Source organism: Micromonospora sp. CPCC 206171, assembly GCF_036906755.1.
GTDB classification, from domain to species: Bacteria; Actinomycetota; Actinomycetes; order Mycobacteriales; family Micromonosporaceae; genus Micromonospora; species Micromonospora purpureochromogenes.
Genome location: NZ_JBAKHT010000031.1, coordinates 25360 through 49083 on the forward strand (window position 1 = coordinate 25360; position 23724 = coordinate 49083).

General features: G+C 74.0%; 21 protein-coding genes and 1 pseudogene. 4 read left to right on the top strand and 18 right to left on the bottom strand.

Going from position 1 to position 23724, the window contains the following annotated elements:
- The first annotated feature begins 116 nt into the window (after nucleotides 1-116).
- On the top strand, nucleotides 117-2006 hold the full coding sequence (locus V6U89_RS26170) for a ricin-type beta-trefoil lectin domain protein (RefSeq protein ID WP_334574600.1): 1890 nt from the start codon (nucleotides 117-119) through the stop codon (nucleotides 2004-2006).
- Nucleotides 2007-2049: 43 nt separating this feature from the next.
- Here the strand turns inward: V6U89_RS26170 and V6U89_RS26175 are convergent, their stop codons facing one another.
- A complete protein-coding gene (locus V6U89_RS26175) occupies nucleotides 2050-3363 on the bottom strand; it encodes an ROK family transcriptional regulator (RefSeq protein ID WP_334574602.1) in 1314 nt (437 codons plus the stop codon).
- Nucleotides 3364-3446: 83 nt separating this feature from the next.
- Nucleotides 3447-3587, bottom strand: a complete 141-nt coding sequence (locus tag V6U89_RS26180) for a hypothetical protein (RefSeq protein ID WP_334574603.1) — start codon at nucleotides 3585-3587, stop codon at nucleotides 3447-3449.
- Between the two features lie 289 nt (nucleotides 3588-3876).
- Between V6U89_RS26180 and V6U89_RS26185 the strand changes: the two are divergent.
- Both V6U89_RS26185 and V6U89_RS26190 read left to right on the top strand, forming a co-directional pair.
- Nucleotides 3877-4097: pseudogene (locus V6U89_RS26185) on the top strand (cupin); the annotation flags it as partial.
- A 58-nt stretch (nucleotides 4098-4155) separates the two neighbouring features.
- Entirely contained in the window at nucleotides 4156-6027 is a 1872-nt protein-coding gene (locus V6U89_RS26190) for a hypothetical protein (RefSeq protein ID WP_334574604.1), read from the top strand.
- Nucleotides 6028-6253: 226 nt separating this feature from the next.
- Here the strand turns inward: V6U89_RS26190 and V6U89_RS26195 are convergent, their stop codons facing one another.
- From V6U89_RS26195 to V6U89_RS26210, 4 genes are all read right to left on the bottom strand, one after another.
- The gene (locus V6U89_RS26195; RefSeq protein WP_334574607.1) at nucleotides 6254-6493 is read right to left on the bottom strand and encodes a hypothetical protein; all 240 of its coding nucleotides are present in this window, start codon (nucleotides 6491-6493) and stop codon (nucleotides 6254-6256) included.
- 41 nt (nucleotides 6494-6534) lie between these two features.
- On the bottom strand, nucleotides 6535-6819 hold the full coding sequence (locus V6U89_RS26200; RefSeq protein ID WP_334574609.1) for a hypothetical protein: 285 nt from the start codon (nucleotides 6817-6819) through the stop codon (nucleotides 6535-6537).
- A gap of 236 nt (nucleotides 6820-7055) precedes the next feature.
- Nucleotides 7056-7286 (bottom strand): transposase, encoded by a 231-nt coding sequence (locus V6U89_RS26205; RefSeq protein ID WP_334574611.1) that lies wholly within the window; start codon nucleotides 7284-7286, stop codon nucleotides 7056-7058.
- A gap of 119 nt (nucleotides 7287-7405) precedes the next feature.
- A complete protein-coding gene (locus tag V6U89_RS26210) occupies nucleotides 7406-7843 on the bottom strand; it encodes a hypothetical protein (RefSeq protein WP_334574613.1) in 438 nt (145 codons plus the stop codon).
- A 181-nt stretch (nucleotides 7844-8024) separates the two neighbouring features.
- On the opposite strand from V6U89_RS26210, the gene V6U89_RS26215 reads away from it, so the two are divergent.
- Nucleotides 8025-8552: a hypothetical protein gene (locus V6U89_RS26215; protein ID WP_334574615.1), complete on the top strand. Its 528-nt coding sequence runs from the start codon at nucleotides 8025-8027 to the stop codon at nucleotides 8550-8552.
- Nucleotides 8553-8654: 102 nt separating this feature from the next.
- Here the strand turns inward: V6U89_RS26215 and V6U89_RS26220 are convergent, their stop codons facing one another.
- From V6U89_RS26220 to V6U89_RS26275, 12 genes are all read right to left on the bottom strand, one after another.
- Complete coding sequence (locus V6U89_RS26220; protein WP_334574617.1) at nucleotides 8655-8891, bottom strand: STAS domain-containing protein; 237 nt, start codon at nucleotides 8889-8891, stop codon at nucleotides 8655-8657.
- Between the two features lie 68 nt (nucleotides 8892-8959).
- Nucleotides 8960-9580: a hypothetical protein gene (locus tag V6U89_RS26225; RefSeq protein ID WP_334574619.1), complete on the bottom strand. Its 621-nt coding sequence runs from the start codon at nucleotides 9578-9580 to the stop codon at nucleotides 8960-8962.
- Complete coding sequence (locus tag V6U89_RS26230; protein ID WP_334574621.1) at nucleotides 9577-9930, bottom strand: hypothetical protein; 354 nt, start codon at nucleotides 9928-9930, stop codon at nucleotides 9577-9579. The genes V6U89_RS26225 and V6U89_RS26230 overlap by 4 nt, the downstream gene beginning before the upstream one ends.
- Nucleotides 9927-11192 (bottom strand): cyclopropane-fatty-acyl-phospholipid synthase family protein, encoded by a 1266-nt coding sequence (locus V6U89_RS26235; RefSeq protein ID WP_334574623.1) that lies wholly within the window; start codon nucleotides 11190-11192, stop codon nucleotides 9927-9929. The genes V6U89_RS26230 and V6U89_RS26235 overlap by 4 nt, the downstream gene beginning before the upstream one ends.
- Entirely contained in the window at nucleotides 11189-12469 is a 1281-nt protein-coding gene (locus tag V6U89_RS26240; protein WP_334574660.1) for a class I SAM-dependent methyltransferase, read from the bottom strand. The genes V6U89_RS26235 and V6U89_RS26240 overlap by 4 nt, the downstream gene beginning before the upstream one ends.
- Before the next feature lie 2 nt (nucleotides 12470-12471).
- Nucleotides 12472-13203 carry a DUF1365 domain-containing protein gene (locus V6U89_RS26245; protein WP_334574625.1) on the bottom strand — a complete coding sequence of 244 codons (732 nt, stop codon included), beginning with the start codon at nucleotides 13201-13203 and terminating at the stop codon, nucleotides 12472-12474.
- Nucleotides 13200-14474, bottom strand: a complete 1275-nt coding sequence (locus tag V6U89_RS26250; protein ID WP_334574627.1) for an NAD(P)/FAD-dependent oxidoreductase — start codon at nucleotides 14472-14474, stop codon at nucleotides 13200-13202. Before V6U89_RS26250 ends, V6U89_RS26245 begins: the two co-directional genes overlap by 4 nt.
- Before the next feature lie 5 nt (nucleotides 14475-14479).
- Nucleotides 14480-15658 (bottom strand): FAD-dependent oxidoreductase, encoded by a 1179-nt coding sequence (locus V6U89_RS26255; RefSeq protein ID WP_334574629.1) that lies wholly within the window; start codon nucleotides 15656-15658, stop codon nucleotides 14480-14482.
- Between the two features lie 164 nt (nucleotides 15659-15822).
- Nucleotides 15823-16638, bottom strand: coding sequence for a hypothetical protein (locus V6U89_RS26260; protein WP_334574631.1), 816 nt, complete (start codon nucleotides 16636-16638; stop codon nucleotides 15823-15825).
- A gap of 4 nt (nucleotides 16639-16642) precedes the next feature.
- On the bottom strand, nucleotides 16643-18256 hold the full coding sequence (locus tag V6U89_RS26265; protein ID WP_334574633.1) for a hypothetical protein: 1614 nt from the start codon (nucleotides 18254-18256) through the stop codon (nucleotides 16643-16645).
- 35 nt (nucleotides 18257-18291) lie between these two features.
- Nucleotides 18292-20991 carry a tetratricopeptide repeat protein gene (locus tag V6U89_RS26270; protein WP_334574635.1) on the bottom strand — a complete coding sequence of 900 codons (2700 nt, stop codon included), beginning with the start codon at nucleotides 20989-20991 and terminating at the stop codon, nucleotides 18292-18294.
- 101 nt (nucleotides 20992-21092) lie between these two features.
- Nucleotides 21093-23708 carry a protein kinase domain-containing protein gene (locus tag V6U89_RS26275; protein ID WP_334574637.1) on the bottom strand — a complete coding sequence of 872 codons (2616 nt, stop codon included), beginning with the start codon at nucleotides 23706-23708 and terminating at the stop codon, nucleotides 21093-21095.
- Between the last annotated feature and the right edge of the window lie 16 nt (nucleotides 23709-23724).

Genomic DNA, 23724 nt, shown 5'->3' on the forward strand with positions numbered 1-23724 from the left:
GGCGGCTGCCCCGCCGCGCCCGGGCGCCTTGCCGGCCACATTTTTCATGTCTTGACATAAGCAGTTGCGAGGGGTTTTCTAATTCACGGATGTCGATTTATCCGGAAGGAGCATCCGTGTCCCCCACCACCGTTCCCCGGCTCGCCGGCCGCGCCGTCCTGGCGCTCTGCCTCGCGACCGGCACCCTCGCCCTCACCCCGCCGCCGGCCGCGCAGGCCGCCGGCGAGACCGTCAACGTCTGGCTGACCACCACCTCCGACTCCGGCGGGCGGACCGTCACCCGGGGCCTGCAGCAGCAGAGCCCGCTGAGTTTCGCCGCCAGCAGCCCCGCCGCCGCGCACACCGTCACCGTCGACGAGAACACCCGGTACCAGCCGTTCGAGGGCGCCGGGGCGTCCATCACCGACACCACCGCGTACCTGCTACGCGGCGGGCCGGTGAGCGCGGCCACCCGGGACGAGGTGATGCGCAAGCTGTTCAGCCCCGCCGACGGCATCGGCCTGTCCTACGTGCGCAACCCGATCGGCGCCTCCGACCTGTCCCGGCCCGGCAACGTCTCCCTCGACGACACCTGCTGCGACCTGAACGACTTCGGGGCCAACGGCTACGACACGGACGTCGAGCTGCTCACCGCCCAGGCCCGGCAGCTCAACCCGGCGCTGCGGGTGATGGTGGTGCCGTGGAGCGCGCCCGGCTGGATGAAGGACAACGGCCGGATGGACCAGATGGGCTGGCTCAAGTGGGAGTACTACGCCACCTACGCCCAGTACTTCGTCAAGACCATCCAGGCGTACGCGGCCCGGGGCGTGAAGGTCGACTACCTCTCGGTGCAGAACGAGCCGAACTGCTGCCAGGCCGGCAACCCCACCGCGATGGACTACCCGGGGATGAGCTGGAACTCCTCCGGCCTGGTCGAGCTGACCAAGAACTTCGTCTACCCGGCGTTCCGCGCCGCCGGCATCACCACCAAGGTGCTCGTGCACGACTGGAACTACGGCGACTACGGCACCATCGGCTCCGGGTTGCTCGCCGACGGCGCGGTCCGCACCGACCCGCTCTTCGGCGGCATCGCCTGGCACGGCTACTGGGGTGACCCGGCGGTCGGCAGCCAGGTGCACGGCCAGTACCCGGCGGTGCCGCAGTTCAGCACCGAGCACTCCGGCGGCACCTGGATCGCCAACCAGCACAACGAGGACATGGCCGACATCGTGAACTACGCCCGGAACTGGAGCCGGAGCGTGGTGAAGTGGAGCCTCGCGGTCAACCAGTTCATGGGCCCGCACAACGGCGGCTGCGGCACCTGCACCGGCCTCATCACCGTGCAGGAGGGCGGCGCCCGCGCCGGCCAGGTCGACTACACGATCGAGTACTACACCACCGGGCACCTGACCAAGTTCGTCCGGCCGGGGGCGGTGCGGATCGACTCCACCGCCAACGGCACCGTGCAGAACGTCGCGTACCGCAACCCGGACGGGACCAAGGCGCTGCTGGCGCACAACGGCGGCAGCTCCGCCCAGTCGGTGAAGGTGGTCTGGGGCGGGCAGTCGTTCACCTACACCCTGCCGGCCCGCACCACCGCCACGTTCACCTGGTCCGGCAGCCAGTCGGGCGGGGGCGGCACGCCGACCGGCCCGATCACCGGCATCGGCGGCAAGTGCCTCGACGTCACCGACAACACCAGCGCCGACGGCACGCCGGCGCAGATCTGGAGCTGCACCGGCGGCGCGAACCAGCAGTGGACCCGGGCCGCCGACGGCACCCTCCGCTCGCTGGGCAAGTGCCTCGACGTGGCCGGGGGCGGCACCGCCGACGGCACGAAGGTGCAGTTGTGGACCTGCAACGGCAGCGCCGCCCAGCGGTGGACCTGGACGGCCGGGCGGGACCTGGTGAACCCGCAGGCGAACAAGTGCCTGGACGTCACCGGCAACACCTCCGCCGACGGCACCAAGACGCAGATCTGGAGCTGCACCGGCGGGGCCAACCAGAAGTGGAACCTCCCGTCCTGAGCCGGGGCCGGGCCGGCGGCGCTCCCGCCGCCGGCCCGGTGGCTCAGCGGGTCCGCGTCCGGGGCCGCCGCGCCGCCTGCGCCGGGACCACCCGGGCGACGGGTTCGCGCGGCACGCCGCCGTGGCGCAGCAGCAGGGCCATCGGCAGGGTGGCCGCGCCCATCGCGACCGCGTCCGGTCCGAGCCGGCACAGCTCGATCGAGGTCTGGGCGTACGGCTGGCGCAGCGCGTGCCGCGCGGTGGCCTCGCGGATCTGCGGCAGGTAGCGCTCGCCCAGGGCGAGGCCGGCCCAACCGCCCAGCACCACCCGGTCGGGGTTGAACAGGTTCACCAGGTTCGCCACCCCGGCGCCGAGGTAGCCGACCGTCTCGTCGAGCACCTTGGCGGCGGTGCGGCTGGTGGCGCGCAGCAGCTCGCCGAAGGCGGTCTCCTCGTCGCCGCCGGTCGCCGGGCGACCACGGTTGGCCTGGCGGAACCGCTCGAGCACCCCTTCCGCCCCGACGTACGCCTCGAGGCAGCCGAGGTTGCCGCAGCGGCAGCGGCGGCCCCCGTACACGATGGTGGTGTGCCCCCACTCGCCGGCGCTGCTGTGCGCGCCGCGGTAGCCCACGCCGTCGGCCACCACGCAGGCCCCGACGCCGGAGCCGACCAGGGCAACGACCGCGTGCGGGACGCCGCGGCCGGCGCCGAACCACATCTCGGCCTGGCCGAGGGTCTTCGCGCCGTTGTCGATGTGCACCGGGATGTCGGTGCCGGCGCGCAGCATGGCGCCGAGTGGCACGCCGTCCCAGCCGAGGGTCTGCGCGTGCACCACGGCGTCGGCGGCGCGCTCGACGGTGCCGGAGACGGCGACGCCGAAGCCGAGCACCGCCGCCGGGTCGATGCCGGCCTGCTCGATCACCGCGGTGAGACCGTGCAGCAGGTGGTCGGTGACCTGCCGGGGGTCGGGCTCGGCGGCGGCGATCGGGTACTCCGCCTTGGCGAGCGCGGTCATCGCCAGGTCGAAGAGTTCGACCTGCACCCGGGTCTCGCCGACGTCGGCGCCGACCAGGTAGCCGTAGCCGGGAGCGACCCGCAGCAGCACCCGCGGGCGGCCGCCGTCGGACTCGACCAGGCCGGCCTCCTCGACCAGGCCCTCGGCGATCATCTCGCCGACCAGGTTGCTCACGCTGGCCAGGCTCAGCGCGGTGGACTGCCCCAGCTCGTGCCGGCTCAGCGGGCCGTCCAGCCAGATCCGGGTGAGCAGGACCGACCGGTTGGCACGACGCATGTCGCGCACGGTGGTGCGTTTGGCGTCCACGTCCGCCGCCATCCTCTCCCGGCCGCCCCCGGCGGCCTGCTTCACGCGGTGAACCAAGTGCTGACAGACTACTGCGCGTTTACATTTAACAAAGTTAACTGCTCGGGGCAGAGCATTGATGAAATGCTATGTTATGCGACTCAGACGTTGGGTTGACCGCCGCGCTCGGCGGCGTCGCGCTGCTCGCCGCCACCGAGTTCGCCGCCGGGCACCGCCCTGGTGACCTGCTCCGCGCCGGCCTGGGCCGAGGGCGTCACCTGGACCGCCGGCAGCTCGGCCACCTACGCCGCCCGCCTCGGCAGCCGACCCGGCCGTGGTCGCCGGCTGGATCGCCGAAACCCAGGCCGAACGCCGACGCGACCGAACAACACCACACGCGGCGATCGCGACCATGAACCCATGATCGCCGTCCGGGAAGAACTTCAGTCGGCACCCAGGTAACCACCGGCGCCGAGCTACGCCCTCGGGAATCGTTCGTGCACGATGATGACACGAACGAATTCCCCGCGCGGGCTACGCATTTTCGGCGAACCCCTTGTTGCCCAGCCAGTTTGTCGGCGCTGTACCGGCCGGCTGGAGCCGGGTGAGCGGCAGCCGCTGCACCGGCACGACCACCCGTACCTGGTGGTGGCGATCCGGGGCGCGAAGAACGTGGTGCAGACCGTGGACGGCACCGCATCGACGCCGACGAGCCGACCGGCGACGTCGTCCACCGTGGCCCGGGCACCGTCCACATGCCCACCAATGTGGGCGGCACCGCGTACCTCGCGCGCCTGGTCGAACTGAAGTAACCGCTGGCACGGCGGTCAGACATTGAATCCGGCATTCCGGCGAAAAATGGTGCACAACGTGCGTAACGTGCCGGACATGGTCTATCGCACCTGGCGTAACCTGTTGCTCACAGCGCTCGGGATGGGCGTGCTCGCCGGTGCCGGTCAGCTCGGCATCGCGTTCGGCTTCGGCATCGTCCAGCTCACCGGCGCCTCCACCCGCGCCACCGTCAACCAGTGGCCTGCCCAGCTCGTCTGGGTGGGCTGGTTCGCGGCACACGCCGCCGTAGCCGGCACCGTCATCACCGCACGCCTGGCCCGCCGGTACGGGGTGCTGGGGAGCACGGGCAGATTGCTGGCCGTCGCCGCCGCCGCCGCGCTGGGCGCCATCGTCGTGGCACCGCTATGGGTCCGGCCGGCCCAGGCCGCCGAACGCTTCTCTGTGGACCCGATCTGGGCCGTCGGCATCTGCGCGACCCTCGGCGCGCTGGTCGGCGCGGGTGCCGCGATCGCCGTACTGGTGAAGCCGCCGCTGGGCTGGAACATGGCGGCGGTGGGCGGCGTGGTCTGGCTGTTGGCGCTCGTCTCGGTCGTCCCGTCGCTCGCAACCGGCGGACCGTTGCCCGCCGTGCGGCTCGGTGTGCTGGAGCCGGCCGGGCTCGACGCCGACGCGGCACACCGGCAGGCGATCCTGATTCTGCCGGCGGTGGCCCTGCTCATCGGCGCGGCGACCGGCGGGCTGGCCCGCTGGCGCGGGCATCCGCCACTGGTCAACGGCGTGACCGGCACGGCCGGCACGGTGCTGGTCGCGTTCGCCTACCTGACCGCCGGTCCCGGCGACGCCGTGGACCGGTACCAGATCACGCCGTACTACGGCGCGCTGCTCGCCGTCTCCGCCGGTGTGCTCGGTTCGGCCGCCGCCGCGTTGTTCCGCTGGCCGCTCCTGCCGCGCACCGCCGAAGCGCCGGTCGTCGAGCCGACCGACACCCTCCGTCCGCTGTCCGCCGGCCCCGCCGTGCCGCAGGCCATGACGCCGGCCGCTGGAGGTACGACCGACGAGCCGGAGCCCGTCGACCTGGCCGGCACGGGGCCGGTCGCCGGCGCGCCCGCAGCGAAGCTCCCGACCGCAGCCGAACCGCTGGGCTTCGGTGCGCCGGCTGGCGACCGGGACGCCAGCGCCGTACCGGCCGACTCCGCGACGCGGACCGCCGCACCCGCCGTTACCGCCGCACCCGCCGACCTCGCCACACCGGCCGACCTCGACGACACCTTGGAGACATCGGAACCGGCCCCCGCGACGGCGGCCCACCTTCCCGCGGGACCCGGCGGGGACGGCTCCGGGACGGCGGAGGCGGAGGCCGACACCACCGAACCCGACGGGATGCCGCCCGGCGGGGCACTCGTCGCCCCGGGGACCCGCCGGATGTACCAGCCGCCGAAGACCGATCGGACGCGGGTTCAGGAGACCTGGCCGGTCGTTCCGGCGCGGCGGGTGCCGCCCTCGACCGAGCCCGCTCCGGGCGCCGAGGCGACCCACTCGGCAGGCACGAAAGAGAGGCCCGAACCGGCGCTCCCGCCTCGGCACCGGCCGCCCCTGCCCGACCTGCACCGGGCCGCGAACTGGGAGGCCCTCTCGACCGCACAGCGCGCCGGGCGCCCGCCCACGACCGACGCCGCGCCGACCGGCCCCACCGGGACCGATCCGGTGGCCGCGGTCTCCGCGCCGGCCGCCGCGGCATCCGTCGTCGAGGTGGGGCGGGCCAGCGGCCGGCTGGGCCTGTTCCGGCGCAACAGGTCCCGGGCCGACGGGGACGGCGCGGGCACCCCGGCGGACGGCGAGCCGCTGCCGAGGCAGGACGCGGAGTTCGTCGACTGGGTGACCCGGCTGGGCAGGCCGGTGGCGGACAACGAGCCGCATCGGGAGAGCGGTCGCCGGTCACTCCGCGGGTAGTTCCAGGGCGCGATGATCAGCGCCACACCTGGCAGCTCGGGTTGCAGCCACGCGCTTCCCGGCCTCAACGCCAGCGGCACGGCGACGCGTTGAGGGCGCAGCCAGCGCCGGAGGCGCGCTGGAGCGGCGGCTATTCCTTCGGGTCGCCGTTGCGCAGTATGGAGGTCAGCTCCCGGACCGAGGACGAGTGCCCGTCCGCGCGGCGGCGGGGCGTCGGTGAGCCCGCTCAGTGACCGATCCGGCCGGTACAGATCGCGCCGAGGCAGGCCAGGAGAAGACGGCGCAGTTCGGCCGGGGTGTCGACCTCCGGCATGGCGACGGCGACCTGATGCGCCCGGATCCCGGCTGCGAGGCGGCGCAGACGCTCACGCAGGACGGCGTCGCTGTCGGCGGACGGCAGCCGCAGCGCCGCGGCGAAGCCGTGCTCGAGTACGTCGGCAAGGGCGTTCAGGCGGCCCGCGATCACCCGCCGACCCTCTGCCTCGGCCATGTTCCCGCGCGGATCGGTCAGGGCGTCAAGCAGGAAGGCAAGCGCTCGGGTGCGATCAACTCCGGGTGGCGGCGCATCTGCCGCCGATGGTCCAGCGGAACGATGCACGCGGTGACCAGCAGGAGGGCGACGACAAGTTCCAGGGACATCACCGCGGCGAGCCGTAGCACGATGACTGATATGTCGGTGGGCCGGCCGGCGGCGTCCTCCAGGAGTGCGTTCGGCCGCAGCACCGGGCCGAACCCGTTGCCGGCGGTCACCAGCAGGTCCAGCCTGGCCTCCGCCTTCGCCCCGGACCGCATCCAACGAACTGGTACAAACGCTCGGCGACGTCACCACCGTGCTCCACGACGCCGACCCCGCCGACAAAGGCCGAGGTCTACCGGCAACTCCGCCTCCGGCTCACCTACCGGCCCGAAACGCAAACGGTGCGCGCTGAAGTGGTTCTCAGCGCACACCGTCAAGATGTTCATTTGTGTCCGAGGGGGGATTCGTACACGCGTTTGAAGCGCCTATGCTCTGATAGGTGTTCATGTGATTAGCGTATCGATTGACCAGGCCACAGATCAACTTTCGCGCCAGCGCGATTCTCCGAGACGAGCCAGCCCCAGGCCCGCCCTGATCCCTGGCGGATCCAGTTATGAAGCGCCTCGTGATGCACACCCAACTGCTCGGCCAGGCACCGGATCACGGGCTTCGGGTTCGACTCGCGATACAAGCGCACAGCGCGCTGGCGCAGCTCTTCGGGGTACTTCTTCGGTGCTGCCACGGACGACTTTCCTCCCCGGCCATCAGACCGTCAAGAAGCTCCATGAAAGCGGGGGTGGCTCACCCATGGCGCTCAGGCTACGAGAAGGCATCGACAATCCGCCGCGTGGCGAGCTGATGTCAGTCCGCCGGTGGGCCGTATTCGCGGTCGGTGAACAGGTCCACGTCGCGGGGTCCCAGCTTGGCAACACGGCGGGCGTGTAGGGCGAGCTGCCGGCGTGCTTCGGCGAGACGGCGGCTGGCGACCATCATCCCATCGGCGGCGTCGAACGGCTCCTTGCCGCTGGATTTCATGGCAGCGTCCATCACGCCGTTGAACGCGGTCATGAGTCCGTTGGCCAGGGCGATGCCGTCCTGGTCGCCGCTGGTCCAGATCTCCGACCAGGCGGCCTCCACCGTGGCCATGTCCTTGGCCAGCCAGTCGTGGAGCACCATCGGATCCAGAGGCTTGTGTCCTCGAAGCAGCTGGTTACCCACCTCCCGCAGGCCCGAGCGCCAGTACTTGGTTTGCCGCAGCGCCTCGGCCTTGTGCGCGAGGCGCAGAGCGCCAGACAGCATTAGGATGTGCGCCCGCTGAAGGTCAGCCTGCTCCCGCTGGCGAGGCTTGTTCTGCCGCTGTTCGCTTGCAGACCATTGCCATGTCGGTCGACATGTCTTTGATGGTCATGTCCGCCACACGACAATCAGCCACCCTGCCTCGGCCTTCCGCCATGCACCGGGAGGCGGCACTACCAGTCGGATGCGTATCCAACTCAGCCTCGTCGCATTGGCCGCCGCCGTCACCCTCACCGTGACTGGCTGCGGCGGCGACACCAGCAGCAGTCCTACCGTCGGCGTCTCCACGGGCACTACGCCCGCCGTCGCGTCCACGCCGGCCGCACCACTGGACGCTGAGACCGTCCTAGACCGACTCACCGCTGCGAAGTTGGGCTTAACCGGCGGCGCAGTGCAGACCGAAGACACCGACCCAAACGACCTCCTCGGCCGCCCCAACGGCTATCTGTCCCGAGCATCGGCGGACATGCCTGGCGGCGACCGCGACGGCGACAAGTACAGCATCGACCGCGGCCTCGTGATCGAGGTGTTCCCAACAGCGGCGGACGCCGACGGGCGGTCCAAGTTCATTCAAGACGCGCTCAAGGGCATGCCGATCCTCGGCACCGAGTACCACGATCGAACGGGTGAGGGAACGGTGCTGGTGCGGGTGTCGGGGAAGGTGAAGCCGTCGGTCGCTAAGAAGGTCGAGGCGGCCGTCGCTGTGCTCTGACCGGCCGGAATGCCAAGACCTCTTCTGACACGCCCAGCGTTTGCGGATCCGACAACGGCCCCGTCCTCCGAGATGTCGCGCTGAGGAGTCGGCGCGCCGGATCTAACCGTCGGTGGCATGACCGTGGGCGTTGACGAACGTGTTCAGCACGGTGGAGTCGATGAAGCTGACCCGCGGCAGGTCGACTTGGACGCGCGGCGCGCGGGCGATCGCGGCCTGCAGGACGTCCCGCAGCGAGCTGGCTGCGGCGATGTCGAGTTCGCCGAACAGCGTCACGACGGCAGCCCCGTCGCTCACCGTCGTCTCCGACTGCCACGTCTGTTCCACGCCGCGCCTCACCCGCTCGACTGTACGCCGGGGAGGCGGGCTGTGACGATTGCTGTCGTCCCGTGCGGCCCGCTGTCGATTCACGGCCCGTCGCCGGACGCTGAACCGGTTCCTCGCGCGGCATCACCGGCGACGGCCGGCCGGACCGGCTGCGCAGCCCTCTGGGCCAGGGCCGCCTTCCACGTCGGCGTGGTGGTGCGGGGTAGGCCGCCCGTGATGCCGAGGTCCTGCCGGGCGGCCCGGTAGTACTCGGCCCTGGCCTCGCCGAACTCGCGCATCGCCGCGCCCCACTCGGCTTGGCCGGTGAGCCGGCCGCGGGCGAAGCACTCCAGGTGCCAGACGGCCTGGTGCCAGCGGCGGGCGGCAGCGACGGTCCGCGGGTTGCCGACTAGCAGCACCGCCTCGAACCGCGCCGCGCGGTCCGCCTCCGCCTCCGCCATCGCCGTGTCCACGTCCGAGGCAACCGGGCGGGGCGGACCCTGGCCGTAGCCGTGCCGCGTGGCCACGGCCAGCACGATCTGGTACATCTCGCGGACCGCGAACGCGTACTCGGCGTAGACCGTCATACGCTCGGGGTCCCAGCGGATCGCCACGTCGCGCCGCCACCGGGCACGGTCCGCGATTGCGGAGAGCGCGAACGACAGCAGCGCGCCGACGGCCACCCCGGCGAACGTCGGCGCCTGCTCCCACAGCGCGCTCACGCCGGCGCCTCGGGCGGCCAGACGTCCGAGGTCCAGTCGGCGGCGCCCGCGACCAGCTGCTCGAGGGACGCGTAGCGGTAGCCGGCCAGCCGTGGCGCCGCCCGGTCCGGGGATGCGACCGCCACCGTGCAGCCCGAGACCGTGGCGAAGTGGATGTGCCCGTCGGCGAGCCACACCACCTGCAGGTGTACGGCGGGAAACGGCTCGTGCGGGTCCGGGACCGCCCGCAGCCAGCCATTCGCGTCGGGGAGGCCGGGCAGCTGGGCGACCACGTCCGCGAGCATCTCGGTTGGGATCCAGCTGCCTAGGCCCGGATGCTCGGGCCAGGACGGGAACTCCAGCTCGCTCACTGCGCGCCAGCTTCCGGCCGGATGGCGAGGATCTGGTCCACGCCCATGCGTCCGTCCTCGAATACCTGGGCCCCGCCGGCAAGGTACAGCCGCCAGATCCGGGCCCGCTCCAAGCCGACGAGGCCGACCGCCGCCGGCCACTGCGCCTCGAGGCGCGCCAGCCAGTGGCGGATGGTGCGCCCGTAGTGCTCCCGCATCGCCTCGACGCCGCGGACCTCGAGCCCGGCCTCCTCCAGTAGCGACACGGTCGCGCCGAGGGGGCGCATGTGCATGTCGGGGGCGATGTAGGCCTCAATGAACGCGCCGCCGCCGGGCCGGTGGGCGCCGCGGGACATCTGCTGGACCAGCACGCGCCCGCCCGGCCGCACGAGGTCGCGGAGGCGGGCCGCGAACGCCGGGTACTCGGCGGCGCCGACGTGCTCGCCCATCTCCACGGCAGCGACGGCGTCGTAACCGCCGCCGACCGGGTCGCGGTAGTCCTGCAGCCGCAGATCGACGAGCTCGTCGAGGCCCTCGGCGGCGATCCGGGCGGCCACGAAGGCGTGCTGCTGCCGCGAGACGGTGACCGCGGTGACCCGGGCGCTGTGGCGGCGGGCGGCGTGGCAGGCGAGCGAGCCCCACCCGCAGCCGACGTCGAGCAGCCGGTCGCCGGGGCGCAGCCACAGCTTGGCGCAGATCAGGTCGAGCTTGGCGTGCTGCGCCGCGGCGAGGTCGGCGGTCGCGTCCTCGGGCCAGTAGGCACAGGAGTACGCCATCGACGGGTCCAGTATGAGCCGGTAGAACTCGTTGGACAGGTCGTAGTGGAACGCGACGGCGGCGCGGTCGCGGCGGCGGCTGTGCCGGCTGCCGGTCAGGGTCGCCTCCGTCGGCGGGCGGGCCGGCGGGCGGGCGAGCATGCCCAGCCGCAGCCCGAGCGCGGCGGCCCGGACGGCGAGTCCGGCGCGGACCCGCCACGGCGCGCGGCGGATGGCGGCCACCTCGGCGCGGACCCGCCGCAGTGCCTCGCCGAGGTCGCCGTCGACATCGATCTCGCCGGCGACGTAGCCTCGGGCCAGGCCGAGCTCGTTGGGGTGCCACAGCAGGCGGCGCAGCAGGCCGCGGTCGCGCAGCACGACTACCGGCGCGCCGTGCGGTCCGGCCTCGCTGCCGTCCCAGGCGCGCAGGCGCACGGCGGGCGCGCGCCCGGTCGCGGCGCGCGCCAGCTCCAGGAACCGGCCGGCCACGCCCGCGTCAGGCCGCAGTGGCGCCGTCGTGGCGGTCATGGCGCCCGGTCCAGCAGGAGGTGCTCGACGTCCAGGTGACCGGCGGCGAAGCCGGCCTCGGAGTACGCCAGGTAGAGGTGCCAGGTGCGCTGGAACGCCCGGTCCAGGCCGAGGGCGGCGACCCCGTCGGCGTGGCGGTCGAACCGTTCCCGCCATAGCCGCAGGGTGGCCGCGTAGTGCGGGCCGTAGGAGCCGGCCCGATGGACCCGCAGCCGGGTGTGCCGGCGGCAGGTCGCCTCGATGGCGGGGATCGACGGGATGAGGCCGCCGGGGAAGATGTACCGGTGGATCCAGGTGTCCTTCGCCCGGGTCGCGAGCATGTCGTCGTGCCGCATGGTGATGGTCTGGATCGCCGCCCGGCCGCCGGGGGCCAGCAGGCGGTCGAGGGTGGCGAAGTAGTCGGGCCAGAACTCGTGGCCCACGCCCTCGAGCATCTCGGCGCTGACGACGGCGTCGTAGCCGCCGGCGCGGAGGGGGCGGATGTCGCGGTAGTCGCACAGCTCCACGCGGACCCGGTCCGCGACGCCCGCCTCGGCGGCCCGCTGACGCGCCACCTGGCACTGGTTGACCGACAGCGTGACGGTGTGCACATACGCGCCGCGGCGGGCGGCGGCAACCGCGAGGGCGCCCCATCCGGTGCCGGTCTCCAGCATCTGGGTGCCCGGCCCCACGCCGGCCAGGTCGAGCAGCCCGTCGATCTTGCGGCGCTGCGCAGCGGCGAGCTGCGCCTCGTCGGCCTGCGGCCAGCCGGCGGCGTCGGTCGGGAAGATCGCTGCGGAGTACGTCATGGTCTCGTCGAGGAACAGCGCGAACAGCTCGTTCGGCAGGTCGTAGTGGTGCCGGACGTTGCGGGCCGCCGCCCCGGGCGTGTTGCGGGTCGCGGGCGAACGGCGGCGGTTGGCCTGGAACCGGGTCAGCCACAGCACGGGCCGCGGGGCGATCGCCCCCAGGTGCCCAGCCACAGTTCTCAGCAACTCCGCCAGGTCGTCGGCGTCCCACTCGCCGGCCTGATAGGACTCGCCGAACCCGATTGGCCCGAGCGACCCGAAGCGGCGGTAGAGGGCCTCCGGGCGGTGCAGGCGCATCAGCGGCGCCTGCGGGTCGGTGCGGCCGAGCACCCGCCCGTCGGGCAGCGCGACCCGGACGCCGAGCCGGCGCGCCATCGGCGCGACCGCGAACCGGGTCAGGCGGCCCCGGATCGGGGCGGACGGGATGGTGTCCGGCGGCCGCCACCAGGTGGCGGTGGCGTCTCGCACGGCGGGCACGGATTGTCGCATGCTCACTGCTTCTCCTCGTCGGTCGGGGCGATCGCGGCGTGCGGGTGGATCGGCAGGCCGCGTAGGTAGAGCCGGATGCCGTGGAACCGGATGCCGGCGCTCACGGCGAGGGTGGCCAGCGGGTGACGGGCGGCTAGGCGCAGCAGCCCGCCGGGGGTGCCGGGGCGGCGACGGCCGGTGAGGCCGGCGACGAACGCGGTGGTGCCGTTGCGGCGGAGGGTGACTCCGACGGCGAGGCGCTCGCCGGGCGGCGGCACCCGGATCCGGTAGGCGCCGTCGACGGGGAAGAACGGCGAGACGGGGAAGCGCTTGGTCACCTCGGCGCGGCCCCGGCCGTCGGGGCGTAGCAGGTACCGGTGCCGCCCGCCGTAGGTGTTGTGGACCTCGGCGATCACGCAGGCCGGCGCGCCGTCGGGGTAGCCGCACCAGTAGAGGGTGAGGGGGTTGAAGACGTGGCCGAACACGCGCGCATGCGAGAGCATCCGGATCCGTCCACCGCGCAGGTCGATCCCGTGCGCCGCCAGGTACTCCTCGACGCCCCCGCGCAGCGTCGCACCAGCGGGGCCGAGGTGGTCCTCGGCGCGGAAGCCGGCGAGCCGCCGCAGCCACCACGGCAGGGCCGGCAGGTCGTCGAGGTCGACCAGCCACAGGTAGGTGCGGTGCCGGAAGCCGTACCGGGACGGCGTGAGCCGCAGATGCCGCAGCTCACACTGGTACAGGTAGGCCCCGTTCACCACACGGCCCCCCAATGCGCGGCCGCAGCGGCCCCGGACCGGCAGCCATCCTCGTGGAAGCCCCAGCCGTGATACGCGCCGGCGAAGGCGACGCCGCCGCCGTTGAGCTCCGGCAGCCGGCGCTGGGCCTCGACGGCCTGCCGGGTGTAGATCGGGTGCTCATACACCATCCGGGCGAGCACCCGCTCAGGCGCGACGCCGTCGCCGCCGTTGAGGGTTACCACCACCGGCGTGGCGGTCGGCAGCGACTGAAGCCGGTTCATGCTGTAGCTGATTCGGACGCCGCCGGTTGCCGGGCGGCAGGTTGGCTGGGTGTAGTTCCAGGCGGCGCGCACGCCCGGGCGGCCCGGCAGCACCGAGCCGTCGGTGTGCAGCACCGCCTCGTTGCGGGCGTAGGCGAAAACGCCCAGCAGCTCGCGCTCCCGCCGGGTCGGCCGGGCCAGCAGGCGCAGCGCCTGGTCGGCGTGCGTCGCGATGACCATGCCGTCGAAGTCCCGCGCGTCGCCGCTGACGTCCCGGACGGTCACGCCGTCGGCATGGCGGTGCACCGCGCGGACGGCGGCGCCGGTGCGCACGGCCCCGAGCGTCGCGGCGATGGCTTCGACGTAGGTGCGCGACCCGCCGCACACAGTCCGCCAGCCCGGGGAGCGGCGCACCTGGAGCATGGTGTGGTTGGCCAGGAACGCGAACAGGTACCGGGCCGGGTAGTCGGTCGCGAGGTGCGGGCCGCAGCTCCACACGGCCGCCACGAGTGGGGCAACGAAGTGGTCGACGAAGTGGCGGGAGTAACGGCCCTTTGCCAAGAACTCGCCGAGGGTCGGCTCGGGCGCGCCGGGGGCTGGAGGCTCGGTGAGCAGCCGGCGAGCCCGGCGGTAGAACAGCGGCACCTGGCCGAGCATCGCCAGGTAGCGGCCGCGGGAGCCGAGGTCGCCCCGCGGTAGCAACCCGGCCGGGCCGCGGGAGCCGGCGTAGGCCAGCCCGCAGCCGTCGCACCGCACCGACATGCTCATGGCGGCCGGCCGGGTGGCCACGCCCAGCTCGGCGAAGAGGCGGCCGAGGAGCGGGTAGGTGCGCTCGTTGTGGACGATGAAGCCGGAATCGACGGGCAGAACGCCGTCGGCGGTGCTCACGTGGTGGGTGTGGGCGTGGCCACCGAGCCGGTCGTCGGCCTCGTAGAGCGTCACGTCGGCCACCCGCCGCAGCAGGTACGCCGCGGTGAGCCCGGCGACGCCGGCGCCGACGACGGCGATGCGGCGCGGAGAGTCGGACATCGGGCTCACCTGACCCTGCTGGCCGGGACCGTGGCCAGGCCGTACGCGTGGCGGATCTGCCGGTAGGCGGCGAGCGCCGTCCGGGCCGCGCCCTCGCCGGAGTCGACCGGGTAGCTGTTGTGCAGGTACGAGCCGGCGAGGTAGAGGCCGGGCACGGTGCGCGGCAGGACAGTGTCCGGCCGTAGGTAGCTAGCCGCGTAGACCGCCTCGCGGGGCAGTTGGTTGTCGCGGGCCCGGACCGCCCGGAACGGGTGCTGGAGGCCGAGGTAGTCGCGCACCTTGCCCACGACGAAGTCGTCAGCGGTGCTCGCCGCCCGGGTCACCAGGACGATGCAGCGATGGTGGCTGGACTGCACCACGATGTTGATGCCGTCGCGGCAGTAGATCGCGGGTCCGGTCACGGCGAGGATCGGCTCGGCCGGGTCCAGGTCGACGGTGAACGCCTTGCAGTGCGTGTGGTTGAGGTGCCGAGCGGCGGACAGCAGGCGCGAGGCGGCCAGCAGCGGGATGACGTCGGGAACGAACGCGGCGATGACGACGGCGTCGAACACCTCGGTGCCGGCGGCGGAGCGCACCACGATCCCGCCCGCCACCGGCGTCAGCGCCGTCACCGCGCAGCTCGGCCGGAACGCGACCCCGCGTTCGGTGAGGTGCCGGACCCAGGGGTCCACCAGGTGGGTCCGGGTCGGCCCGTCGAACGTGTAGGCGCTCCGCGACCTCAGCAGGCTCATCGCCATGCGGAGCAGGGCGAGCCGCGAGTAGTTCCTCAGGGAGCCGTAGCGGTTGGCGTTGGCGCCAGGATGCTGCTCGGCGACGAGGGGCGAGCGCGGCCGCCGGATCATCCGTAGCCGCTGGCCCAGCGGAATCTCCTTGGCGAACACGCGGTACAGGTGGGACACCTCGACCCAGCCGTAGCGGTGGGTGTAGCTGAACCGCCGCAGCCGCCGGAGGTGGGCGTGGATGCTGCGCCCGTCGGGGCCGGCGATGCGGCGCAGGATGTCGAACAGGGTGTTGTAGTCGTCGAGAAAGATGCGCGGGCAGTGCTCGCCGTCCGCGGTGGTGTTGGCGCGACCGCCGAGCACGTCGTCCCGCTCGTACACCACGATCTCGACGCCGGGGTGCTCGGCGAGGTAGAAGGAACAGCTCAGGCCGGAGATTCCGGATCCGATGACGGCAACGCGCACGCCTGCCTCCCGCTCGGGCGGGCCCGGCCGGTGTGGCCGGGCCGCGGACCCCCGCAGGAAACCCTCGGCGAGGGGGCGGCGACAGGCTGGCGATCCGGTCCGGACGGGGTCCGCACGGAGGCCGTACGGCGCCGGACGGTTCACACGGCCCGCACCTCAGGCGATCAGGCGCCTTTGCGCAGGTCCGCGATGAGGCGGCGGCCGACGTCGGGATCGAGGCCGACGAGCAGTCCCGGCAGCCCGGCGGCGTGCAGGTCGAACGCCGCCTCGATCAGGTCGGCCCGGTAGGTGACGGCGACCCGGCCCCTCAGCCAGCCGGCGACGCCCATGACGGCCGCGACGCCGAACAGCGGCCACCACACCACACCGAGGGCGCCGAACGGCACCGCCCACGCCGCCAGCTGGGTGCTGCGGTCCCAGCCGGTCTTCGCGACCCGCAGCTCCGCCCGGGCCGGCTCCGGCAGGGCCAACCACAGCCGCGGCCAGGCGGTGACCAGGTCCAGGCCGTACGCTTCGGCGACCCGCTGCCCGACGGCGGACCAGCGGTCTCCCATCCAGGTGGACCGGCACGGCGCGGCCAGCGCGATGGCCGCCCGCCTGGTCATCGCGCGCGCCTGCACCTCGGCCGGTGCGTCCGCCTCGGTGAGGCGGGCGACCAGCCGGTCGGCCCGGTTCCAGCGCTCGCGCCGCCACGCGGTGAGCGGGCCGGCGCCGACGGGCCACCGCCCGAGCCACAGCGCGGAGATCGGCGCCGCCAGCAGCGGGACGAGCAGCCCGACCGCTGTCCACGCCAGCACGACGGCGACGACGAGCAGTGCCTGCGGCCATCCGCTCGCGACGTCCGGCGGCAGGCCGAGGCGTCGCGGGTCGTGGCCGGGCGCGACGGCGACGGCCGCGGCGGCCACCCAGAGGGCGCCCAGCGGCCCGAGCGCCTGCCGCCACCGGTCCGGCCGCCCGCCGTGGTCGCCGTCGCCCGCCATCGGGCTACCTCAGCACCTGGGTCATCGCCGTGCCCTGAACCGGGCACCGCGGCCGCGCACCGCTCGGCGGCCGGCGCGTCTCCCGTCCGCACGGTCGCCGGAGCGGGCAGGTGAACACCTCGCCGACGACGGGCGTACCGCCGCCGAATCCGGTGAGGCCGTGGCGCACGTCCTCGTCGCCGGCGGACAGCCGGTACACGAGCGCGGCGTAGTCGGCCGCGATGTCCTGGTTGAGCCGGGCCCGCGCCACCAGGGTGTCCACCTCGTCGAGCAGACCGCGCCGGCGCGCCGCCTCCCGCAGCGCGGACAGGTTCGCACACAGCAGCGAGACCGGGCCCGTGTCACCGGGCGCGCCGGCGCCGGCCGCCAGACGGGTCGCCGCAGTCGCGGACGCCGGGGCGGGGCCAGGCTCGGGGCCCGAGCCGGTGTCGGCGGCGCCGTCGAGGTAGGCGGCGGCCGCCCGGGCGGCCAGGCGCAGATACCACTCCCGGTGCGCCGGCGCGGTGGTGGGGCGGCCCAGGAACATCAGCGCGCACGCGGCCAGCGACAGCAGCGTCTGCTGCCGCCACTCGTCGATCAGGTTGTACCGGCGGATCCAGTCGAGCTGGACGTCGCGCACGCGGTCGACGAACTCGGGCAACCAGGCCGGCAGCATGTCCCGTACGTTCGCAGCGCCGCCGACCAGCAGGTCGAGCAGCAGCTCGCGCTGCTGGTCGCTGCGCTCGTCCATGGTCCTGTCCAGGACGGTCAGCACGAGCTGGACCGGATCTCGAGTCAGGGGCGCGTCCGACTCGTACCGGGAGAGGTCGATCAGGCGGTAGTCGCCCGGGTCGACCTCGGTGCGGACCAGGATGTTCTCCGGGTGCAGGTCGCCGTGCGCCCGCCCGACCACCAGCTGCACCGGGGGCAGCCCGGCGGTGAGCCCTCCGTCGCGCGCCAGACCGAACGGGTTGGGCAGCGGGCGCGGCTCGCCGGGCAGGTGCAGCCAGCGCTCGGGCCACCGGGCCGCTTCGTCGTGCAGGGGCTGGCCGGGGTCGAGGCGGTGCAGCAGGTGCCGGCGCAGGACCTCGGCGACGGGCACCTCCTGCAGCGCCGGATGCCCGGCCCAGCCGGCGAGCAACCCGTGCACGACCGAGGTGCAGACGGCGGCGAAGCTGGCCCGGTCGCAGGCGGTCACCAGGCGCGGGTCGACGCCGGCCACCTGCGCGTGCGGCACGCCGGCCAGGATGGCCGACAGGACCCGATAGTCCACGAAGCTGCCGCCCACGACGTCCTGGAAGGTGATCCAGGATCCGTCGCCGACCCGGATCGGCTCGCCGACCGGGGCGATCAGGTGCCGCTCGGCGAACGCCGGCGCCTCCGCCAACGCGGCCTTGTGACGGGCGTACTCGGCGCGGTCGAGCTGGGCGCTGTCCGCCACGTCGTGTTTGAGGATCAGCTTGCGGGCCGGCCCGGTGCCGACCTCGTAGACGGCCGCGACGTTCGCGGTCGAGCGGCCGTTGACGAACCAGCCGGCGTAGCGGTACTGCGCGCCGCGAAGCGCCGCGGACTCCGCCAGGGCGATGGCGGCCGGCGGGTCCAGCCGGCTGGCCAGGTTCCGGTCGATCCGGGATTCCATGTCGTCGTACTCCTCGAGGGTCCACCCGGCCCGGTTCAGCGGGCCGGTCGCTGTCGCAGTGCGTCGAGGTCGGCGCGGCTGGCGATGGTGTCGCGGTGTCGTGGGCCGAGCACCCGGCGCCGACCGTCGAGGGCGGCGCTGATCTCGTGCTCCGCCGTCCGGAAGTCACCGCGGCGGGCCAGGATCTGGCCGAGCCGGTGGCGGGTGGCGAGGGTGGCTGGGTGGTCGTCGCCGAGGGTGCGCCGCCGCACGTCCAGCAGCGACCGGGCCGCGGTCTCGGCCTCAGCGAGGGCGCCGAGGTCGTACCGGACGTCGATGAGCGCCTGCAGCGCGGTGAGCGTGCGCGGGTGCTCGGCGCCGAGCACGCGCCGGCTGACCTCGACGAGCTCGGCCAGGCTTTCGGCGGCAGCTTGCAGGTCGCCGCGGTCGCGCCACAGCAGCGCCCGGTGGTACCGGGTGACCAGCGCCGCTGGGTGCTCGAGGCCGAGCACCCGCCCCTGCGCGGCAAGGACCGCGTCGAGCTCGGGACCGGCCAGATCGGGCCGGCCGCGCGCCCGCAGCACGTCGGCCGCGACGTTGCGGGTGGTCAGCGTGTCCGGGTGCTCCTCGCCGAGAACCACCCGGCGCTTCTGAAGCGTGTGGCTCAGCAGCCGCTCGGCCTGACCGAGCTCGCCGCGCTCGCGCAGCACGCGGGCCAAATAGTGTTGGGTGGTCAGGGTGTCGGCGTCGTTGGGGCCGAGCACGCGCTGCCGGGCGGCGAGGACGGCCCGCAGCTCGCGCGCCGCGGTGTCGAGCCGGCCCAGGTCGTACTGGACCCGGCCGTGCTCGTGGGCGACGCCGAGCATCTGCGGGTGCTCCGGGTCGAACACCCGGCGCCCGATGCGCAGCATGCGCTGCTGCGCTGCCGCGGCGCGGCGGAGCTGGCCGGTGGCCCGCAGGAACCGGGTGGCCTGGATAGCCGGCGTCAACAGGTCCGCCGGGACGTCCCGGGCGTCGATCCGGTGCTCCTCGACCAGGCTGAGCGGGCTCTGGCAGTGCTCGGCGAGCGCTTGCCAGCGTTCCCAGGTGGTCAGGTCACGCGGGTCGAGGGCCGCCGTCACCCGGTTGAGCAGGCACACGAGCAGCACGAGGTAGCGGTGCACGTCGGCGCGCAGGTCGGGCTGCTGGCGAGAGGTCTCGCGGACCAGCGGGTGGATCGCGATCGTCGTGGCCAGGGCGGGGTCGGCCGACTCGGTCCGGGCGACCTCGACAAGCCCCAGGCCGGTCAGGGCGCGCAGCGCCTCCCACACCTGGTAGCGGTCTGCGCCCGGGAACAGTGGCGAGGCGGCCAGCAGCTTCGACACCAGCACGAGACCGTGCGGCACCGGCCCAGGCTCGAAGCAGGCGAGCAGGCGCAGCATCGCCCGGGCGTGCGTGACCCGCTGCTGGCCGAGCAGGTCCAGCGACGGCTCCCAGGCACGACCGATCAGGTCACGGGCACGGCGATCGGCGGGACCGGTGGCCTCGGACGGGTTGGTGAACAGCTCGTCGTGGCGGCCGTCGGACAGCGCCTCGGCGAACGCGCGATACGTGTGCACCGGCCGGGGTCCCGCGATGGCCGGTGGGAGGCGGCCGGCCTGGGCGAGGTACCGCCCGGCGAGCCGCAGCGCCAGCGGCAGACCACCGAGGCGCTCGGCGAGGCGCTCGGCGTCCTCGCGGCTGCCCGCGTCCGCGCCAGCGAGACCGGTGAGCACCGCCCCGCCGTCGCGGTTGGACAGCGGGCCGACCGATACCAGCCGCAGCCACGGCGGCAGCGGGTCGCCCCAGGTGACGTCCCGGCCGTCCCGGGTCGTCAGCAGGAGCATGCCGTGCCGGCCGGTGATCGGGCGCAGCCAACCCGTGCCGTCGGTCAGCTCGCCGTCCGGCAGGGCCAGCCCACCCCGGGGATCGTCGACATTGTCGATGATCAGCAGCCACGGCTCGGTCTGCTCATCCAGCAGACGCCAGAGCAGGTCGGGCGAGCTGCCGAGGCTCAGCTGCTCCGCGTTCGCGCCCAGTTCGGCGGCGAGGGCCAGCATGCCCGCCCAGACGCTCTCCGCGCCGCCGGCGAAGACCCACCAGGTCCGGATCCCGCGCGCCATCGCCCGCTGCGCGACCGCCAGGGCGATCGTGGTCTTGCCGCAGCCACCCAGGCCGTGCAGCACGTACGCGGGGCGCGGGCCGGGGGCGTCGCCGGGTTCCAGCCCGGCGACCAGGCCGGCCACGAACTCGTCCCGTCCGCGCAGCGGCGGCTCCACGGTGAGCCGGTCCACGGGCGGGCGGGTGGAGACGAGAGCGGTTCGCCGCAAATGTCTCGCGCTCCCCGCGTCGGCCGGCGGCTCGGTGCGCTGCCGCGGCACGCGTGGCGGGGCCTGGGCGCCGTCGGCTCCCGGGGTGGCGACGGGCGGGTCGCCGCTGCCCGGCTCCGCGCGGACGGGCGGGGCTGCGGTGGTCTTTGCCAGCCGGACGCGGCGCAGGGCGTCCTCCCAGGCGACAAGCGTGAATTCGTCGGTGACGCCGCACGCCTGCAGCATCCGGCGGAGGGTGTCCGGCGGCTTGCGCGCCGGCAGGTGCTTGCCGCCGTAGTAGCCGCCGACGGTGCTCGACGGTAGCCCGATCGCGTCGGCGACCTCGCGGACGGTCCGGCCGGAGGCGATGCGGACCCGGGCGAGGCAGTACGCAAACTCCACCCGGGTGGTGATCGCGGCGGGATCCACCGTGCCGTCGAGTACGTCTCGCCGCGGCGCGACGTCGCGACGCGAGGCAGGGTCCTGATGCGCGGCCACCCCAACGTGCGGCATCGCGCCGCGGTGCGGCGTCACGCAGCGCTCCGTGTCGTCGCCGTCGCCGGCGCGGACCGGGCCTGTGACGCACTCGGCTTCGCGGCGGCGTCGGGCAACGGCGCGTGCTGCAGCAGGATCACGGTGAGGGCGAGCAGGCCGCCGCCGACGGCGAGCCGGATCGGCCAGGGGGACGTCGCCGTGGTCGTTGTCCGGGGCCCGCCGGTGAGCCACCGGAAGACCAGCGCCACCGCGATGCCGAGGCCGACGACCAGCCAGGGCATCGTCGCGGTGACGCCGACCGCCACCGGGTCGAGCACCCAGACGGCGAGGTGCAGGAGGTACGCGGCCATGACGGCGCGGCCAGCCAGCGCCGCGACCACGCGCACCAGCCGCGCCCCGGCGCCCCCGCCGTCGGTCTTGCGGGCCAGGGCCAGGCACACGACGACGACCGCGGCGACGGCCACCGGGCCGAGCCAGCGGGTGGACTCCGGCAGCACCGCGACGATCCACGCGCCCAGCGGGTCGCTCGCGGTGGTCACGAAGTCCGGCGCGTGGGACTTCAGCCACGCCACGCCCTGCCAGATCGGCGCGGACAGCTCTGGCTCCCCCGGCGGCCACGAGCGGACCACCGGCGCCAGGCCGAGCGCCTCGAGGGTGGCGAAGAGCACCACCCCCAGCCACGGCCAGGTGCGTTGCCCGGCTCGGCTGTCGAGGCGGATCCCCGCCCGGGCGGCCAGTGCCCGCAGGCGCGTGCCGGCCCCGCGCCGGCCGCCGGCGGGCTCGTGGTCGCCGACCCGGCGCTCGTTGGACAGCGCCCGCTGGTACGCCTTGGCGAACGGGCGGAGCACCTCGGCGACGACGAGGGCGGCGAGCCCGTCCTCGGTGCCCGGCTCGGCGGTCAGGGCGGCCCGGCGGCGCAGCTGCCACCACGGCTCGTCGGGGCGCAGCATGAGCCTGAGCCCGAGCCGGCGGGTCCTGACCGCCTCCGGCCCGGTCGCGAGCAGCACGGCTTGCGCGCACACGTTCCGCTCGATGTCGGGGGTCAGCACCCGGCCGCCGGCGGGGTCGATCGACGCCGACCGCAGCGCGTTCTGGGAACCGCACTCGCTGGACAGGGTCGCCAGACCCGTCATGGCGATGGTCACGGCGCGCGGGACGAGACGGCCGATCGCGGCCAACCGCCGGCAGCCGTCGCCGGGCGCGCCGGCAGCCGCGGACGTGCCGGGACCGGGCGGCGTGGCAGCGGCCACGGCGCAGTCCGGATGGTCACAGCGGTGGCGAGCGGCGTACGGCAGCACCCCGCGCCGGATCACCTCGACCAGCAACGGGTGGCGGGCCGGGTCGCCGGCGAGGGTGCGCAACCGCTCGACCGTCACCGCCGCGCCGCGATACCGCGGCGGCAGGTTCGGCAGGTACGTGGCGGCGAACGCGGCCACGGCGACGTGCGCCGACACCAGGTCACCAGCCACGTCGGCCAGCACGCGCCGGTCGAAGCGGTTGTCCCCCATCTCGTCGGCGAGCCACTCGCCGAGCCGGGCCGCGCCAGCGCCGCTGAGCCAGGCGGCGGCGTCGTCACTCGCGTCCACCATGGCCGCGGCCAGCGCCACCGGGTCGGTGTACGGCGTGCTCGCGAACGTCACCGGCAGGCGGGCCGCGCCGCTGGCCCGGCGACGGACCGGCACCTTGCCGCCGGCGAGCCAGCCGCGGACTTCCTCCGCGCCCCAGCGGTCCTCCGGGCGCCGGGTCAGCAGGCCGGCGACCAGGTCCTGCCACTGCTCGGGCAGCTCGTCGACGTCGGGCTCGTCGAAGACCAGCGCGACCCGGATGGTGTCCTCGGTAAGGTCCTCGCCGTACATCGGGCGCCCGGTGAGCAGCTCGAAGCAGATCGCGCCCAAGCTCCAGTACGGCCCGCGCGGATCGTTGAGCCCGGCCAGGGCCTCCGGCGACATGTACGCGGCCTTCGCCATCAGGTCGGCGAAGCGCTTGCTGACGCCGGTGCTGAGCACGCCGCCGAAGTCGCCCAGCACGAACTCGGGGCTGGGGCCGTCGGAGCGGATCAGGATGTTGCCCGGCGACACGTCGGTCTGCCGCCGCTGGATCGTGTGCTCCCAGAAGTCGAACGCGTCGGTGAGCTCGGCGACGATCGCCCGCAGCCGGTCGGCGTGGAGCGTCCCGCCGCGCGGCGCCTCCCGGTCGACCAGGTCGGCGAGCGTGCCCAGCGGGAAGTACTCCATCGCCTCCCAGCCGACCTCGATGCCGTCGGCCGGGCGCGCCACCCCGTACGCGTAGAGCCTCGGCACGTAGCGGCGCCACTCGGGCTTGTCGAGCCGGCGGCGCAGGTCCTCGTCGAACGCGACGCCGGGCCGGTACACCTTCAGCGCCACCGGCACGCCAAGCTCGTCGGCGGCGTGGGCCAGCCAGACGGTGGCCTCTCCCCCGGATCCGAGCAGCTCGCCGATGACGAACCGCTCCCGCAGCTCGGCCGGGATGAAGCGGCTGGGGTCCGTACCGGCGGCGGTGGCCTTCCGCGGGGCGCTCTGGATCCTCGTCGCACCCGGCTGCCGCGGGGCACTCTGGATCCGGGTCGCGCCGGGATGCGCGGCGGCCGTTGCGCGCCCGGGCCGTTGGAGGCGGGTGGGCGGTTCGGCCATCTGCGACGCGGGTGCT

Excerpts from the sequence above, each read along its gene's own strand:
- V6U89_RS26200 (WP_334574609.1), bottom strand. The coding sequence starts at position 6,819 with ATGCGGTCCGGGGCGAAGGCGGAGGCCAGGCTGGACCTGCTGGTGACC.
- V6U89_RS26210 (WP_334574613.1), bottom strand. The coding sequence starts at position 7,843 with ATGCTGTCTGGCGCTCTGCGCCTCGCGCACAAGGCCGAGGCGCTGCGG.
- V6U89_RS26215 (WP_334574615.1), top strand. The coding sequence starts at position 8,025 with ATGCGTATCCAACTCAGCCTCGTCGCATTGGCCGCCGCCGTCACCCTC.
- V6U89_RS26235 (WP_334574623.1), bottom strand. The coding sequence starts at position 11,192 with ATGACCGCCACGACGGCGCCACTGCGGCCTGACGCGGGCGTGGCCGGC.
- V6U89_RS26240 (WP_334574660.1), bottom strand. The coding sequence starts at position 12,469 with ATGCGACAATCCGTGCCCGCCGTGCGAGACGCCACCGCCACCTGGTGG.
- V6U89_RS26250 (WP_334574627.1), bottom strand. The coding sequence starts at position 14,474 with ATGTCCGACTCTCCGCGCCGCATCGCCGTCGTCGGCGCCGGCGTCGCC.
- V6U89_RS26260 (WP_334574631.1), bottom strand. The coding sequence starts at position 16,638 with ATGGCGGGCGACGGCGACCACGGCGGGCGGCCGGACCGGTGGCGGCAG.
- V6U89_RS26265 (WP_334574633.1), bottom strand. The coding sequence starts at position 18,256 with ATGGAATCCCGGATCGACCGGAACCTGGCCAGCCGGCTGGACCCGCCG.
- V6U89_RS26275 (WP_334574637.1), bottom strand. The coding sequence starts at position 23,708 with ATGGCCGAACCGCCCACCCGCCTCCAACGGCCCGGGCGCGCAACGGCC.